Raw genomic sequence first — 16,097 nt, 5'->3', positions numbered from 1 at the left:
GAGTGGTCAGTGAATGAGGTAGTCCACGGCGATCTGCTGCGGGTCGATGCGCAGCGACTGCTGCCTCATTGTCGATCGATCGAAGGTTCCGGTGGCGTAGATCGCCGCCCAGTCCCGGTGATACAGCGGATCGCCATCCCACGGCCGCCACGCGGTGTGCGGCGTCAGCGTGACGCGGCCCTTGTCGATCCAGGGCCGCAGCAACTCGGCCCGCTCCTCGGTTTCGACGTCGCTGGTGAGCCGACCGGCGCCGTCGGCCAGCCAGCGCAGCAGCGCGTCGCAGTCGACCGGGGACGAGCGCGCCGGGTTGATCAGATGCCCGTCGAGGCGCAACCTGCGCAGCAGCGCGTCGTCGACGAAGTTCACCACCTCCGGTATGCCGGGCAGCGCGACGACCATCAGATGCGCGAAGCGGGTCGGCAGGTGCTCCAGTGGCGTGGCCGCCACGCTGCCGAACGGATGCGCGGTCCGGCACCGCGGCCGGACAACGGTCACCCGGGCGCCGAGCCCGGCCAGGGTTTCCGCGATGGTGCGGCCGAACGCGCCGTAGCCGACCACGAGGGCGTTGCGCCGGTGAAAAGGCTTGGGCGCGTCGTCGATCGGGTCCTTGGCACAGTGCAGGACGTGCTGGGTGATGACGTACTCCGACAGCGACGGCGCGTAGGCCCTGGCACTCCGGGTCACCAGGTTGTTGCGCGCGAGCGTGGGAATGTGCGGATAGTTCGGCCCGGACGACACCAGGTGCACCCAGGAACCCCGTGTCATGGAGGAGGTTTCGGCCAGCTCGTCGTCGGTGAGGTCGTGCGCCGCGAGGGCGACCATCCGGTGGCCGAGCGGGGTGCCCGGCGCCACCGGCTCGACCCGCACCGGGTGGGCCCGCAACGCACCGGCCACGGTGACCGGATCGGTCGAGGTCCCCAGGCAGTAGAGCGTCGACGGGTCGACGGTGACGGCGCGCATCAGCTGGTCAGCGCCAGCGGAGCCCGGATATGTCCGTGTAGGACAATGGAATCCCGCCATTGGCGGCCCGGTAGCAGTCTGGCGTTCGGGTAGGCGGAGAGGAAGCTGCCGACCGCCACCTGCCCCTGGACCTTCGCCAGGGAGGCGCCGAGACAGCGGTGCACGCCGGTGGAGAAGCTCATGCTGGTCCGGGCGGCGACGTTGGCCACGTCGAGCCTGCCCGGGTTCGGGTAGGCGCGGGTGTCGTAGTTGATCGCGCCGACCCAGATCAGCGCCCCGGTGCCGGGGGCGACGACCCGATCGCCGATCTTGGTCTCCACCCGCGCGGTGCGGTGCGTCAGCTGGATGGGGGAGTCGTAGCGCAGCAGCTCCTCGAACCAGGGATCGGTCAGGCGGCCGTCGGCGAGCACCTCGGTGCCCAGGCCGTGTTCCAGCACGGTGACAATGGAATTCGCGATGAAGCTGACCGTGGTTTCGAAGCCGGCCGCGAAGACGAAGCCCACCAGGGTGAGCATCTCCCCGAAGGTGAGTTCGCCCGCGAGGTGCATTCGCACGCAGTCCTTCAAAAACCCGTCCTGGAGCTGATCGGGATCTCGCTTGCAGTCCGCGACGAAGGCGGTGAACTTGCGTGCCTCGGTCATACCGCGCCGGTACTCCGGAAAGGTGATACCGACGTCGAGCAGTTTGGCGCCGCGCCCGCCGAGCGAGTCGAGCATGGCGTCGCCGAGATCGGGAATGCCGAGGAAATCGGAGATCACTCGGATGGGGATCTTGCGAGCGAAATCGGCGACCAGATCGATGTTCTCGCGGCCGTCGAGTTCGGCGAGCACCGTCTCGGTGTGCTTGGTGATGACGTCGATCGAGCTGGTCACCGCGCGATGGGTGAACATCGGGAAGACCAGCTTCCGCAACCGGGTGTGCTCGGGCGGATCCATGAAGACCAGGGCGGGGGCGTCGAGCGCGATGGGCACCGAACGCCGGGTCAGCCACCGGTAGAACCCGGCGGTCGGCGGCAGCGCCACGGGCTGGTCCGCGGACCAGTCGTTGCTCCGCAGGATTTCTTCGCTCTCCTCGTAACCGGTCACCACCAGCCCGGCGGCGCTGTCGTGCACGCCGGCGTCCGCGCCGATCTTGGTCAGGATCGCCCGGTAGGGATCGCCCTTCTCCGGTGGCCGGAGAAAGAGCCTGCCGACGTCGTTCTCGTCGCCGAGCATCGAGTCGGGCAGCAGCCGCAGCGGACCGTGTAGCAGGAACCAGCGAATCGGATCAGTGACCACCGAGCTCACGGAGGACAACGTCGACACCCCCTTGGCGTTTCATTGCGGCGTAGAAGTTTTCGCGTTCGAAGCGGAACAGCGCGGCTTGCTTGTGCGGTAGATCGATCTCGCCGAGTTCGTGGCCGTCCACGATCTTGCACACATTCCGGTCCAGCGTGCGGACCAGCTGATTGGAGGCGGTCGGATCCGAGATGACGCCGGTGCAGTCCGGGTAGGTCTCGAAGACACCGGCGATGAGCGCGACCCAGAACGGCAGGGCGTACCCGAAGTAGTCGGGTTCGCCGATGCAGCCGTGCATGCCCATATCGCGGTCCGGCGTGTCGTAGTAGTCCGCGACCACGTCGAGCGCGACGCGGTACAGCTCGACGTAGCCGCCGCGCTGCCCGTCCTGTCCGACGAGGAAGGGCCGAGTCTTGTTGTCGGAGAATTGGAACTCGATCTCGGCCTGCCAGCCGTCGCGGTCCCAGTCCTTGTGCATCGCGAACTGCACGTGTGGCTGCGCCATCCAGTGCACCACCTGGTCGATCTCGGCGGTGGTGGCCGGGGTGACCGGCGTGAGCTGCCACGGTGGCGGGAGCGTCGGCACCCGCCACTCCTGAAAGGCGAAGTCGGTCAGCGGTTTCCCGTAGCGCCGGGACCGATCGATGGGCTGTCGTCTACTCGCCACTCATTGCACCTCGTTCGCGACCGCCAGCAGTTCGAGTGCGGCCAGCACGGCTTCGGTGCGGCCGGTGAGCCGGGCCCGCCCGCCCAGGGTGATGCGATCGAAGGTCGCCTCGACGCCGGAGTGTTCGATGCGGTCGGCCCCGGCGACCGGGCGGCCGACGTGCCACAGCCACCCGCCCGAGACCTCGGGGTCCACCTTCGGCTCGGACCAGTCGAGCCCGGCCTGGATGCGGAGGTTGAGCAGCTCGAGATCGGTGCCGGTGATCACCCTGGATTGGAATGGGACCTCGCCGCCGGACGCTCGCGCGCACACCTCGCTGACGACGATGTCTTCGAAAGTGTCACCGCTGGACAGGTATTCGACATGGGCGGTGAAGATTCCGTCGAGGCCGAGCGCCGTGCAGGTGCGCACGGCGAGCTCGGCCAGCCGCGCCTCCGTCGCCGGGGCGACGCGCGCCGAACCCGAGGGGCCGCCCTTGGTGAGGTCCAGCAGCGAACGGATGTAGAGCCCCGAAAACAGGTGTGTCACAGTGCCGTTCGCGATGAGCACCTCGGAATGGAACTGCGGGCCTTCGAGCAGCCGTTCGACCGTACCGTCGCCGAGGGCGGCGGTGTCGACGTTGTCGAACCGTTCGATCCGGATCCCGCGCAGGTTCGCCTCCGCGGCCGGCTTGACGATGACCAGCTCGTCGTCGTCGAATCCGGTACAGCCACCGGCCTTCTCGACGCTGCCGCCCGTCACGATCAGCGTCTCCGGGACCGGGATGCCCGCTGCTTCCAGTGTCCGGCGCATGACGCCCTTGTGCCGGTAGTTCTCCAAGGAGCCGACGGGGATCGGGGAGCTCAGGCCGAACTCATCGCACAGCTGCGCGGCCAGGCCGAGCAGATATTCGTCATTGGTGACAATGGCGGTGGTCCCGGCGGGGATCAGCGACCGCCACTCGTCGATCTCGGCGATGCGCTCCTCGCCGATCCCATCCAGCGCCACATCGGCATCGCGGACCAGGGGCACCTCCCCGGTCCGCAGTATGCGCAGGTCGGCGCCGGACGCCCTGACGGCGGAACCGAATTCGGTCACCCCGACACTGCCGAGTGATTGCTTCGCCTGCAACAGCACCACCGTTGCGCGATCACCTGATGACAACACGCCTCCAAGCCTCGAGGTGCTGGTCGACGCGCTGGCAACCGGTGACGACGGAGTCCGGATCGCGCGCCAGCGATATACGGATCAGATCGGTGCCGAGGTGCGGCTGCGCCCAGTAGAAAAGCTCGCCGGGCAGCACGTGCACGCCGACCTCGCCCAGCTCAGCGTACAACGCGTTGGCCGCGACGCCTTCCGGAAGCCGGAAGGTATCGACCGAGATCCGGGAGTCCGGGTAGGCCGGTGTCAGCTTGATGTTGTTGCGCGCCAGGCTGCGATTGCTCTGAATGCCGTCGCGCAGGAGGTCGTAGCCGCCGTGCACGCCGTCGTCGGCGAACAATTCGATTACCCGCAGGATGAACGGCGACGCCGAAAGCATGTGGTCGGAGTACATCCGGGCCAGGGGCAGCGGATTGCCGGCGTTCCAGTTCAGGAACCCTGCCTTCAATTCCTGTAGCGGCCAGAGCTTTCCGGTGTCCTCGATGATCACCCAGTCGAGGTCGTAGCGCGCGAGCACGGCGTACATGTCGTACTGCGCCCGCAGATCCTGTGCCCGGAAACAGGAGTCGATCACGAGCACGGTGTCGCGGTCGGCGCAGGCGGCGGCGAGCCGGTGCAGCCGGTCCTGGTCGATCACGGTGCCGGTCGGATTGTTCGGCGAGACGGTGAACAGCACCCCGTGCGCGGGCGGCAGGTGCTCCAACGGCCCGGTCGCCAACTCGGCTTCGGCGACCGACCGAATGTTCAGCCCGTGCCCGGCCAGCAGGTCGTGCAGGTTGTCGAAGGTCGGCTCGACCATCACCACCGGCCGGTCGGCGAGGCGGATCGCCTTGCCGATCATGTCGATGGCGGTCGAGGAGGAGTAGCAGCTGCGGAAGTCGACGTCGTCGGCGAGCGCGCCGTGCTGGCCGATCGAGGACAGGAACGCGTTGCGCGAACTCTTCTCCACCACGTCGACCGGCAGCTTGCGCGTCTGCGCGAAGATCTCCGCGAAGCCCGCGACGATTTCGGTTTGACTGGGCGACAGCGACATTCGTGGGTGCCCGTCGGACAGGTTGACACCGTCGACGAGCGCCCTGACTTCCAGGTCGGTGATGTTATCGGGCATGCAGACGACCATCCTGTTGCGTCGTGGTCCGCCGGGCGGCAGCGGCGAGGGTCATGATTTCGAAGATCACCGCGACACCCAGGTGCGCGGTGATGTCGGCGGTGTCGTACGGCGGCGAGATCTCGACCAGCGAAACCGTGCGAATGTCCGGCAGGTCGAGTTCACGGAGCAGCCGCAACGCGAAGGCAGAGGAGGGGCCGCCGACTTCCGGCGTTCCGGTACCCGGCGCGCACGAGGGATCGACGAAGTCGATATCGAAGGTCAGCGCGACCGGATTCCTACCGACCTTGTCGCGCACGATCCGGCCGAGTTCCCGGCAGCCGAGCTCGATCGCCTCGTCGCTGTGGATCACGGTGAAACCGAGCCCGTCGTCGGCCAGGTCCTCCCGTGGCACGCTGCCGCGCATGCCGATCTGGATGCTGGTCGTCGGGTCGATCAACCCCTCTTCGGCCGCCCGGCGGTACACCGTGCCGTGGAAGTGCTTGACCCCGAAGTAGTCGTCGAGCACGTCCCGGTGTGCGTCGAGCTGCACCAGCGACAGCGGCCCGTGTTTCTTTGCGGCCGCGCGTAATTCGGCGATCGCCAGGCTGTGGTCACCGCCGATGAGGATCGGCAGCGCGCCGATACCGTGCACGGCGTCGACGCTCTTCTCGATGAGCTCGAGCGTTTGCAGGTGGTAGCCCGGCACAATGTGCACGTCGCCGCCGTCGACGACGGTGAGCAGATCGGTGATGACCAGCCCGCGTTCCCGGCTGCCCAGCCGGGCGAGCGTGCTCGCCGAACGCACGGCCTCGGGTCCGAAGCGCGCGCCGCTGCGGTAGCCGGTGGCGCCGTCGATCGGCACGCCGAGGATGACGGCGTCGACGCCGTCCTGTTCGGTCAGCTCCCGCACCGGCCGGTAGGGGAGCCGGAAGAAGGTCCGCGGCCCCGAACTCAGCCGGCAGACCGCCTGGCTGTCGGTGTAATCGGTCATGCTTCGGTTTCCTTGGCCCGCAACAGCATTGCGGTCACGATCCCGGTTTCGTCGAGGCCCGGAGTGTCGACATCATCCACGACCACCTCGAGGCCCTCGCTGGCGTACAGGTCCGTCCAGTACTGCTTGGGTGCCAGGCGCTGGTCGGTGAACGGGTGCAGCAGGAAGTAGTGGTTGTAGTAGTTGGTGCGGTGCGGGTCCTTCATCTTTTCCGCATCGTCCCAGCAGTAATCGATGTCGATGACCAGGAGTTCGAGGCCGGGGTTGTTGTCGAACAGCGTCCGGAGGAACTTCCGCACCCCGGCTTCGCCGTCCTGGCCCAGGATTTCGTGGATGACGAAGCTGATGATGCCGAAGTCGTAGTGGGACTCGGTCTGCTCGAGATGGCCGATCGCATCCGCGTTGACGATGTCGATCCGGTCGGCGTGCGCTGACCCGGCCACGAACTCCGTTGCGGCCGCGGCACCTTCGGGACTCGGCTCGATGCCGGTGAGCCGCATCTCCGAGTACTTGTCGGCCAGGGTGGTCAAGAAGATGCCGCTGCCGCACCCGAGATCGATGCCGCTGCGATAGCTCTTGCCGCGCTGGTCGAGCACCCGGTACATCAGCGGAATGGCGTCGTGCACACTGATCGCGCAGCTGCCCACACCGACCATGCGGCCGTCGCGCGGTACCGCGGCGGGCGAGGTGAAGCCCTGGCCGATCTCCAGGAAGGTACGGCCGTAGCCGCCGATCATCATCTGGTACCAGCCGCGCGCTTCCCAGATCTGCACGAGTTTGTCGGTGGCCCGATCGTTGTCGGTGTAGCCGGCCGTGCGCAGGAACAGTTGCAGGGCCTCGACGCGCTCGGGTGTGGTGATGACCGATTCCAGCGCCTTGCGGGCCGAAATTCCATTGACCACAATTTGTTCCAGGATGCCGTGCTCGATCAAGTTGTACAGCACTGCCGACTGCACGTATCCGCTGAACGGCTCCAGCGCTTCGATCAGGCGGTTCCGGGTAAGCATGGTGTTCATACCTCTCTTTCGGGACTTTCTCCGCCTGTCAGCCAGCGGCGAGCCGATCGGGGTCGCCGACGAAAGCAAGCTCGTATTTGTTCTGCCGATAGCCGTACGCCCCCGAGGAAAGGTTCGTGAACAACGTCCAGTCGGACAGCTGTGGCGCGGCGGGGATCAGGCCGTGCTGGGTGGTTCTGCCGGGTTTGGGGCAGATGAGATCGAGTCCGGCGATCTGCGCGAGCAGGGCGGACGCGCCCTCGATGCGCTCGGTGAAATTGCCGATGCCCTGCAGCAGCATGGTGCGGTCGGCGGCCCAGAAACCGTAACGATCGTCGAATGCCGCCGACTCGATCGCGGCGGTGAAATCACGCTGGGTGCTCGCGGCGAAACGACGAAGCTTCGCCAGGATCACGCCGGGTTCTTTGACGGAGGTCTGTCCGCCGTCGAGCACCCGCTCGGCCAGCGTGGAATACATCTCGGCCTTGGCCGCCATCCGCCCCAGCGCCTGGATCCAGGCCGGATGGGTCATGCCGGTGCGGGCGCGCAACGTATTGCACTGCGCCACCGAACCATCGATGAACACATGGGAGTTCGGCACGAACGCGTGGTCCAGTTCGATGATCGCGTCTTGTTCGTCGAGCGCGTCGATCGATTCGTCCGGAATCTCGTGTGCGGCACCGAAGCCGGCCCGGGAGTGCACCGTCACGCCGTCGCTGTCCGGCGCGATCGCGACGCACAGCGCGGTGCGGTGCTCGGCCTCGGTGAGCATGCGGTAGGGGTAGATCAGCAGCACGTCGGCGTACAGCGCCAGGGTGGCCAGCTGTTTGAAGCCACTCAGGTAGATACCGTCGGCGTCGCGGGCCACCACCTGGAGCAGCCGGTCCTCGGCGATCCGCCCGCGTTCGGAGATGTCGGAGATCGCATGCGTGAGAATCGAATTCTCGGCCCGGCACTGCCGGTGGAACTCCCGTAACTGTTCGGCGCCGTCGCCGAAGTGGTCCGCGTTGGCGGCCCAGGCGGACACGATGCCGGCCAGGAAGTCGGGGCTGCGCCCGAGCAGGCCGCCGCTGTGTGTCGCGAACCGGCGCAACTGCCCGGTGTACTCCAGAAACTGTTCGTGGGTTTCCGGCGGCGTCCAAATGCAGTCCCAGAATAATTTCAATTCCGGGTTGGTGCGCAGGCCGTCCAGGGTTTTGGCGAAGGGGGTACTCATCCGGTCCGCGAAAGCGACCGAATGATTTTCGGCCGTGCGGCTGATCTGCTGAGTTTCCAATGGACGTCCTTGCCTTAGATCTAATGCACAGCCCCACCGTTCACAAGGCGGACAACCCGAAGCCTGCCCCCGCACTTCAAGATAGTCGACCGGTCGTTGGGTAACCATTTGATGCACCTGTGACGCTGATCACATCGTACCATTTCATGATCCCTCATCAAATGAGCCCGGGCGTTATCTTATCGGCATTGATCAGGCAATATGTAAACCCCCCGATCGGGGGGTTTCGAATTCGCCGATAGCCCCCTTTTCGGGGGGTTGCGGATTCTCCGCTGTTGACGAGAATGAAGGCTGGCCGGGTGCGAAACATCCTGTGCTGCAATGGTCTCGCATCTCTGTGTCCGGCGGTGGAAGTATGCTGGAAACAGCGTTGCGAGGGGGTTGGGTCGGTGCTAGATTCGGGGCCACCAGGGGCTGAGCTCTCCCTGTTTCGGGTATTCGGTGAAAGCTCTAGAAGAATTAGAACAATTCAGGCCATGACCCCGATGTCCGAAGGGCGGTATTGGTGGAGACTAATCGGGTCGGGTCCGGTGCCTTCGATCGAACGGCGATCGAGGAATGGGTGGCAGCGAAGATAAGCCAGCTCATCGGAGCGGATCCGCAGGCGATCGACCGGACCACCACTTTCGCCGCCTACGGGTTGACGTCGTCTGACGCGGTCGGCCTCTCGGGGGAACTGGAGGAATGGCTCGGGTGCAAACTCCCCGAGACTCTGCTGTACGAGCACCCGACGCTGGAAACATTGAGCGCGGCGCTGGTCGGTGCGACCGCCGCGTCCGGCGGCATCGCGGAAGTCGCCGAATCGGACGTGCCCGACCTGGAGCCCGCCGCCGACGACGACACCATGTGCATAGCAGGCATGGCGTGCCGATTCCCCGGTGGCGCGAACTCACCACAGTTGTTCTGGCGCAACCTGGCCGACGGTATCGACACCGCCACCGACGTGCCGTCGCAGCGCTGGGACGCGCAGCGCTACTTCGATCCCGATCCGTACAGTCCCGGAACCGCTTACACGACGCGCGGCGCCTTCGTGGACGACCTCGCCGGCTTCGACGCCCGGTTCTTCGGCATCTCGCCCCGCGAGGCCCTGCGGATGGATCCGCAACAGCGCATGCTGCTGGAGACCGTGTGGGCGGCGTTCGAGGACGCCGCCATCTCCGCCGACCAACTTCGGGGCACCCGCACCGGCGTCTTCGTCGGCATGATGGCGGACAGTCGCTACGGCAATGTGCTGATCGACCACGGCGGCCGGGCGGAACTCGACGACCCGTATCTGGGTCTGGGCAGCGCGTCCAGCGTGATGGCCGGTCGGCTGTCCTACCTGCTCGATCTGCACGGGCCGAGCCTGGTCGTCGACACGGCCTGCTCGTCGTCACTGGTCGCATTGCACTTGGCGGTCAACAGCATTCGCAACGGCGAGTGCGATCGCGCGGTCGTCGCGGGCGTCAGCGCGACCGTGCACCCCGACACCTTCCTGCAGGCCTGCAAGATGCGGATGCTCGCCGCCGACGGTCGCTGCAAGACCTTCGACGCCGCGGCCGACGGGTTCCTGCTCGGCGAGGGGTGTGGCGCGGTCGTGGTCGAACGGCTCGCCGAGGCCCGCGCCCGCGGCCATCGGGTGCTCGCGGTGGTGCGCGGGTCGGCGGTCAACCAGGACGGCATGAGCAACGGACTGACCGCGCCCAACCGTGCGGCGCAGGTCGCCGTGATTCGCGCGGCGCATCGAAACGCCGGAATCAGCGCCGACAATATCGACTACGTCGAGGCGCACGGGTCCGGGACGCAGCTCGGCGACGCGATCGAGATCGGTGCGCTGACCGAGGTTTTCGGTACCGCACGGCCGGATGACCAGCCACTGTACGTGGGCGCGGTGAAGACCAATATCGGACATCTGACCGGCGCGGCCGGGATAGCCGGATTGATCAAAACCGTGCTGGCGCTGAACCGGCGCACCATTCCGCGGAATCTGCATCTGCGACAGCCGAATCCGGCGATCGACTGGGCCGCGAGCCCGGTTCGCCTGCCGCACGAGAACATTCGCTGGCCGCACGCGGACATTCGTCCGCCGACCGCCGGTATCAGTTCGTTCGGCTGGTCGGGTACCAATGCCCACGTGGTGCTGGCCGCCCCGCCGGTCGCCGCGGTCGAGCAGGAACCCGCCGACGAGCAGCGCTGGCACATCCTGCCGCTGTCGGGGCGCTCTCCCGAGACACTGACCGCCACCGCGCACGCGATAGCGGAGTACCTGCGCAGCAACCCGCGACTCAATCCGGCGGCCGTGGCCGCCACCTTGCAAACCGGGCGCAGCCCCATGCCGTGCCGCACGGCCATCGCCTTCCAGACCCTGCTCGACGCCGCCGAGGCGCTCGACGAGGTCGGGCGCCGGGTACCGGTGCAGCCCGCGCCGTCCGGCAGGCAGCCGACCGTGCGATTCATAATGCCGGGCACCGGCGATCAGTTCCCCGGCATGGGACGCGACCTCTACCGCACACACCCGGTATTCCGCGCGGCGGTCGACCACTGTGCCGAGGTGGCGGCCGAATCGCTGGGCATGGACCTGCGCACCGCCCTGTACCCGGACGCGGCACCGGCGGCGTCGGACCCCTTCGCCGCCCTGCGGCGCGACACCACCACCGGCCCCGGCGAGCTGGTGACCCGCATCGACCTGGCCCACGCGGTCATCTTCGCGTTGAACTACGCGGCGGCGCGACTGTGGCAGAGCTACGGCATCGAGCCGAGCGGCCTGCTCGGCTACAGCCTCGGCGAGTACAGCGCCGCCTGTCTCGCAGGCGTTTTCGACGTCGAGGCCGCGCTGCCACTGGTCGTGCGGCGTGCCCAACTCGTCGCGGACGCCGAGCCCGGCGCGATGCTGACCGTGGCGACCTCCGAAGACCGTATTGCCGAGTACCTCGGCCCGGACCTGTCCTGCGCCGCGGTCAACAGCCCCACCACGGTGGTGATCGCCGGTACCGAAGCCGCGATCGCTGAACTCGAACAACGTCTCGAAGCCGCCGAGATCGCCGCACGCCGGGTGCCGACCACCCGGGCCATGCATTCGCACCTGTTGAATCCCTTGCGCGAGCGGTTGATCGAGCTGTTCGACGGGGTCGAGCTGCGCGCGCCGCGAATCCCGTTCGTATCCAACCTGACCGGCGAGTGGATCAGCGACGACCGAGCACGCGATCCGCAGTACTGGGCCGAGCACATGTGCGCGACAGTCTCGTTCGCCGACGGCGTCGACACCCTGGCAGGCTCGGACCCGTGCGTGCTGGTCGACCTCGGCGCCGGGCACCTCGCCAGCCTGGCCAGCCAGACGCTGATGCAGGCCGGTGGCACCGCGGCGCTGCCCACCCTGCGGGGCTCCTCGGTGCGGGAGCCGGACCAGATGATCGTTGCCCGCACGCTCGGCCGACTGTGGGCCGCCGGGGTGGACGTGGATTGGACTCGCGCCGGATCGGCCGGGACCACGCTGTCGCTGCCGACGTATTCGTTTCAGCACGAACAGTTTTGGCCCGCGACCGAGAAGAGTGCGGTCTCGGCTCGGTCTGTCGCGGCGACCGACACTGCGGCAACGGAGGTCCTCGAACCCCAGTGGGTCACGGTGCCCGCGTCGGGTGCCGCAGACCGGCACGGTCCTTATCTGGTCTTCGCCGATCCCGAAACATGCAGCGCCGAGCTGGCCGGGTACCTGGCGAAGGCGCTCGACGGTGCCGACTGGGTAACCGTCTCGCCCGGAACCGGTTTCGAGGCGACCACCGCCGACGAGTACCGCATCCGGCCCGGCGAGCGCGCCGACTACGCCGAACTGGTCGCGGCGCTGGAAGAACGAAACCTGTTGCCGCGCACCGTAGTGCACCTGTGGTCCGTGAACGGTAAGAGCGGCGACCCGGGCGACGCCGACAGCGTGACCGCGCATCGCCGACTCGGTTACGACAGTCTGCTGGCGCTGGCCGGACAGCTGGGGCGCCGCTGCGTCGACGGCTGCCGCGTCCTGGTGGTCACCGACCACGCCCAGCTCATCGATGCCGAAGACGATCTGCATCCCGGTAAGACCACGGTGGCAGGTCCTGCGTTGACCACGAGCCAGGAGTACCCGGGCTTGGCGGTACGCACGTTCGATGTGGTCACCCCCGTCGACGACGCGGATGGCTCGTGGGACGAGCTCACCGCCGCCGTGCTCACCGAAATGCAGTGGCCGGGAAACGATCCCGCAATCGCCCGGCGTGGCAGGCGTCGCTTGGTGAAACGCTTCAGATCGCTCACCCTCGACGCACCCGCACCGTACGTGCGCGACGGCGGCGTCTACGTGATCACCGGCGGCACCGGAAGCATCGGCCTGCGGGCGGCGGCGCACCTGGCCGCCGCGGCCGCCGACGTCAAACTTGTGCTGCTGGCCAGGACACCGCTGCCGGACCTGGACGACGTTGGGCAGGCGGACGAGAAGTTGCGCGCTCGGGCGACCGCGGTCCGTGCGCTGTCCGACGCCGGTGCCGAGGTACTGGTACTGCCCTGCGACATCGGTGACCGCGACGCCACCGCCGCCGCAATGGCCTACGTACGCAACCGATTCGGCGCGATCGACGGGGTGATCCACGCCGCCGGCGTGCTGTCGCCGGACGCGTTCACCACCATCGAGGACACGTCGCCGGAAATAAGCGCTGCGCACTTCCGCGCCAAGGTCGACGGCACCCTCGCGCTGGCCGACGCACTGCGCGGCGAGCGCCCCGATTTCGTGGTCCTGCTGTCCTCGATGTCGGCGGTCCTCGGCGGCATCGGTTTCACCGCCTACGCGGCCGCCAACGCGTTCCAGGACCAGTTCGTCGCGATGCGTGGCCTGCCCGGCGGATCCGCGTGGCGTTCGGCGTGCTGGGACACCTGGCAGGACACAGTCCATTCCGGTGAAAACCCCGGTGTCGCAGACTCACTGGACAAATACTCGTTCGCCGCCTCGGACGCGCTCGACGTGCTGGACCGGCTCATCACCGGCGGCCCACGCCGCGCGGTCGTCTCCGCCGGGCAGCTGCCCGAGCGCATCGCGGCATGGGTCGGCGGCAACGACCCGCTCGCCGAGTCGGCCACTTCGCCGGGGCCGGGCACAGTCGAGCCCCTCACGGCACCGCCCGGCCGAACCATCGAGGACTACCAGCGCCGCCTCGCGGAACTCTGGCAGGACGCGCTCGGCGTCGACCAGGTCGGCCTGCACGAGAACTTCTTCGAGTCCGGCGGCAATTCGCTGGTCGGTCTGCAACTGATCAACTCGATCAAGAAACAGTTTCGCGCGGTCATCCCGACCGTGGCGTTGTTCGAGGCGCCGACGATCGCCGATATGGCCGATTACCTACTCACGGCGACCGCGCCCGAAAGGAAGTCACGGACATGAAACTTGTCGGAGTCGTCGGGGCAGGGGTGATGGGTTCGGGCCTCGCGCAAGCCCTTGCGGCGCATGGATATTCCGTGGTGCTGGTGGACCGCGCCCAGGCCCAGCTGGACCGGGCGGCGGACGAGGTCGTCCGGTACGCCCGCACCGGGCGCCTGTTCGGCCACGACACCGAGAAGTACGGTGACCTGACCCAGCGGGTGAGCTATACGACCGAGATCAGCGACCTCGGCTCGGCGGAGTTCGTCATCGAGAACATCACCGAGAACTGGTCGCTCAAGGCCGAGATCTATCCGCGACTGGACGAGATCTGCCCGCCCGAAACGGTTTTCGCGGCCAACACGTCGTGCATTCCGATCACCAAGATCGCCGGGGCCACCCAGCGGCCCGATCGGGTGCTCGGCATGCACTTCATGAACCCGGTGCCGATGAAGTCCACCGTCGAGGTGATCCGCGGCTGGCACACCTCCGAGGCCACTATCGCCACCGCGCTGGAGCTGCTCGAAGGCTTGGAGAAACGCGGCATCGTCGTCAACGACATGCCGGGCTTCGTCTCCAATCGGGTGCTGATGCTCATGGTCAACGAGGCGATCTTCTTGCTCCAGGACGGCGTGGCGGGGGCGGCCGAGGTCGACGAGATCTTCCGGTCCTGCTTCGGGCACGCGTCGGGGCCGCTGGAAACCGCGGATCTGATCGGGCTCGACACCATCCTGTACAGCATCGAGGGGCTCCAGGAGTTCTACGGAGACAGCAAGTATCGGCCGTGCCCGCTGCTCCGCAAGATGGTCGACGCCGGACTACACGGCCGGAAAACCGGTCAGGGCTTCTTCTCGTACTCGTGAGAGCGGCCCCGAACCCTTTGCCCCCGTTACCGACAGGACGCAGTTATGTTCTCCGATGCCCGTTCCGAAATCCGTGAATTCGTCGCCAGGCGATTCCCCGACGGCCGGCTCGAAGACGATCACGACATCTTCGAAAGCGGCTTCGTCAACTCGCTTTTCGCGATGGAGCTGGTCATGTTCATCGAGCAGCACCTCGGCGACCGCATCCCCAACGACGAGCTGATGCTGGACAACTTCCGGACGGTGAACGTGATGACCGACCTGGTCGGCCGGCTCGACCGCCGAAACGGCGGTGGCGCGGCCACCGAGGTGGCGTGATGCCGGTGCAGGCGGAGTCCGGCGTCGGCGCGTGGTCGCGGGCCGAGATCGCCGCGTTCGTAGACAAGGTGGTCGCGCCGCGGGCTGCCGAGTTCGATCAGGCGGCCCGGATCGACCCGAGCATCATCGCCGAGTTCGCCGGACGAGGCCTGTGGGGTGCGGTGCTGTCGGAAGCCGACGGTGGTACGGGCGCGGGCATGACCACTCTCGCGGAGGTGCACGAGGAGGTGGGCCGCGGCTGTTCGTCCATGCGCAGCCTGCTGACCGTGCACTCGATGGCGCTGTACGCGCTGGACCGCTGGGGGACCGACACGGCAAAGGAGCAGTGGAAGGCCGACCTCGTCGCAGGGAACGCGCTCGGCGCGTTCTGCCTCACCGAGCCGGAAGCCGGCAGTGACTTCGCCGCGTTGCAGGCGTCGGCGCGGCGCACCGACGACGGGTGGGTGCTGGACGGCCACAAGGTCTGGGTCACCGGCGGCCAGCTCGCCGACGTGCTGCTCGTCTTCGCGCGCACTGCGGTGGGTCCGGCCGCGTTCCTGGTGGAGGCGGCGAACCCCGGCATCAGCCGAATCCCGGTGCGCGACATCACCGGAACCCGGGGCAGCCAGGTCGCCGAGATCGTCTTCGACAACTGCGAAGTCGGCGCCGACGCGCTCATCGGACCCGAGGGCATGGGGTTGGCCATCGCGACCGGCGTGCTCGATATCGGGCGATTCAGTGTCGCCGCGGGGTGTGTCGGCATCCTGCAAGCGTGTCTGAATGCCTGCGTGAGTTACGCCAATACGCGCCACCAGGGCGGCGCGCTGCTGCGCGAACACCAACTCGTGCAGCAGATGATCGCCACCATCGCCACCAACACCCGGGCGGCCCGGCTGCTGGTCTGGCAGGCCGCGCGGCTCAAGGACACCGGCAGCCCCGACACCATCATGGCGACCTGCATCGCCAAACAGTTCGCCGCCACCGCGGCGGCGGCCGCGGCCAACGACGCGGTCCAATTGCACGGTGCGCGCGGCTGTACCGACGAATATCCGGTCGGCCGCTATCTGCGCGATGCCAAGGTCATGGAGATCATCGAGGGCAGCACGCAGATGCAACACATCCTCATCGCCGCCGACGCGTGCCGAAATCAGGCACGCGTCATCGCCATTGATTGATGCACGACCG

The 16,097-nt window shown here is 67.3% G+C and carries 12 protein-coding genes; 4 read left to right on the top strand and 8 right to left on the bottom strand.

Annotation, left to right across the window (positions count from 1 at the left end; translation table 11 throughout):
* Positions 1–6: 6 nt before the first annotated feature.
* The 8 genes from DBO33_RS23370 to DBO33_RS23335 are packed head-to-tail and all read right to left on the bottom strand — an operon-like array spanning position 7 to position 8,396.
* Positions 7–960, bottom strand: a complete 954-nt coding sequence (locus DBO33_RS23370) for an NAD(P)-dependent oxidoreductase (RefSeq protein WP_159080437.1) — start codon at positions 958–960, stop codon at positions 7–9.
* Entirely contained in the window at positions 960–2,246 is a 1,287-nt protein-coding gene (locus DBO33_RS23365) for a cytochrome P450 (RefSeq protein ID WP_107656957.1), read from the bottom strand. The genes DBO33_RS23370 and DBO33_RS23365 overlap by 1 nt, the downstream gene beginning before the upstream one ends.
* On the bottom strand, positions 2,227–2,904 hold the full coding sequence (locus tag DBO33_RS23360; protein WP_107656956.1) for a GNAT family N-acetyltransferase: 678 nt from the start codon (positions 2,902–2,904) through the stop codon (positions 2,227–2,229). The genes DBO33_RS23365 and DBO33_RS23360 overlap by 20 nt, the downstream gene beginning before the upstream one ends.
* On the bottom strand, positions 2,905–4,050 hold the full coding sequence (locus tag DBO33_RS23355; protein WP_159080436.1) for an ATP-grasp domain-containing protein: 1,146 nt from the start codon (positions 4,048–4,050) through the stop codon (positions 2,905–2,907).
* Positions 4,034–5,152 (bottom strand): aminotransferase class I/II-fold pyridoxal phosphate-dependent enzyme, encoded by a 1,119-nt coding sequence (locus DBO33_RS23350; protein ID WP_159080435.1) that lies wholly within the window; start codon positions 5,150–5,152, stop codon positions 4,034–4,036. Before DBO33_RS23350 ends, DBO33_RS23355 begins: the two co-directional genes overlap by 17 nt.
* Positions 5,142–6,125 (bottom strand): arginase family protein, encoded by a 984-nt coding sequence (locus tag DBO33_RS23345; protein WP_107656953.1) that lies wholly within the window; start codon positions 6,123–6,125, stop codon positions 5,142–5,144. The genes DBO33_RS23350 and DBO33_RS23345 overlap by 11 nt, the downstream gene beginning before the upstream one ends.
* Positions 6,122–7,141 (bottom strand): methyltransferase domain-containing protein, encoded by a 1,020-nt coding sequence (locus DBO33_RS23340; RefSeq protein ID WP_107656952.1) that lies wholly within the window; start codon positions 7,139–7,141, stop codon positions 6,122–6,124. The genes DBO33_RS23345 and DBO33_RS23340 overlap by 4 nt, the downstream gene beginning before the upstream one ends.
* 28 nt (positions 7,142–7,169) lie before the next feature.
* Positions 7,170–8,396 carry a 4-hydroxyphenylacetate 3-hydroxylase N-terminal domain-containing protein gene (locus DBO33_RS23335; RefSeq protein ID WP_159080434.1) on the bottom strand — a complete coding sequence of 409 codons (1,227 nt, stop codon included), beginning with the start codon at positions 8,394–8,396 and terminating at the stop codon, positions 7,170–7,172.
* 562 nt (positions 8,397–8,958) lie between these two features.
* Here DBO33_RS23335 and DBO33_RS23330 point away from each other — a divergent pair.
* The 4 genes from DBO33_RS23330 to DBO33_RS23315 are packed head-to-tail and all read left to right on the top strand — an operon-like array spanning position 8,959 to position 16,087.
* Entirely contained in the window at positions 8,959–13,776 is a 4,818-nt protein-coding gene (locus DBO33_RS23330; RefSeq protein WP_159080433.1) for a type I polyketide synthase, read from the top strand.
* Complete coding sequence (locus tag DBO33_RS23325; RefSeq protein ID WP_107656949.1) at positions 13,773–14,615, top strand: 3-hydroxyacyl-CoA dehydrogenase family protein; 843 nt, start codon at positions 13,773–13,775, stop codon at positions 14,613–14,615. Before DBO33_RS23330 ends, DBO33_RS23325 begins: the two co-directional genes overlap by 4 nt.
* A gap of 45 nt (positions 14,616–14,660) precedes the next feature.
* Positions 14,661–14,933: an acyl carrier protein gene (locus DBO33_RS23320; protein WP_107656948.1), complete on the top strand. Its 273-nt coding sequence runs from the start codon at positions 14,661–14,663 to the stop codon at positions 14,931–14,933.
* Positions 14,933–16,087, top strand: a complete 1,155-nt coding sequence (locus tag DBO33_RS23315; RefSeq protein ID WP_107656947.1) for an acyl-CoA dehydrogenase family protein — start codon at positions 14,933–14,935, stop codon at positions 16,085–16,087. The genes DBO33_RS23320 and DBO33_RS23315 overlap by 1 nt, the downstream gene beginning before the upstream one ends.
* The last annotated feature ends 10 nt before the right edge of the window (positions 16,088–16,097 follow it).

The organism is Nocardia suismassiliense, assembly GCF_900269665.1.
GTDB lineage: Bacteria > Actinomycetota > Actinomycetes > Mycobacteriales > Mycobacteriaceae > Nocardia > Nocardia suismassiliense.
The sequence above is the reverse complement of the archived record's forward strand: the minus strand, read 5'-3'. Positions and strand labels throughout refer to the sequence as shown.

Coding starts and splice junctions, on each gene's coding strand:
- DBO33_RS23370 (WP_159080437.1), bottom strand. CDS start 960: ATGCGCGCCGTCACCGTCGACCCGTCGACGCTCTACTGCCTGGGGACC.
- DBO33_RS23350 (WP_159080435.1), bottom strand. CDS start 5,152: ATGCCCGATAACATCACCGACCTGGAAGTCAGGGCGCTCGTCGACGGT.
- DBO33_RS23345 (WP_107656953.1), bottom strand. CDS start 6,125: ATGACCGATTACACCGACAGCCAGGCGGTCTGCCGGCTGAGTTCGGGG.
- DBO33_RS23340 (WP_107656952.1), bottom strand. CDS start 7,141: ATGAACACCATGCTTACCCGGAACCGCCTGATCGAAGCGCTGGAGCCG.
- DBO33_RS23325 (WP_107656949.1), top strand. CDS start 13,773: ATGAAACTTGTCGGAGTCGTCGGGGCAGGGGTGATGGGTTCGGGCCTC.
- DBO33_RS23320 (WP_107656948.1), top strand. CDS start 14,661: ATGTTCTCCGATGCCCGTTCCGAAATCCGTGAATTCGTCGCCAGGCGA.
- DBO33_RS23315 (WP_107656947.1), top strand. CDS start 14,933: ATGCCGGTGCAGGCGGAGTCCGGCGTCGGCGCGTGGTCGCGGGCCGAG.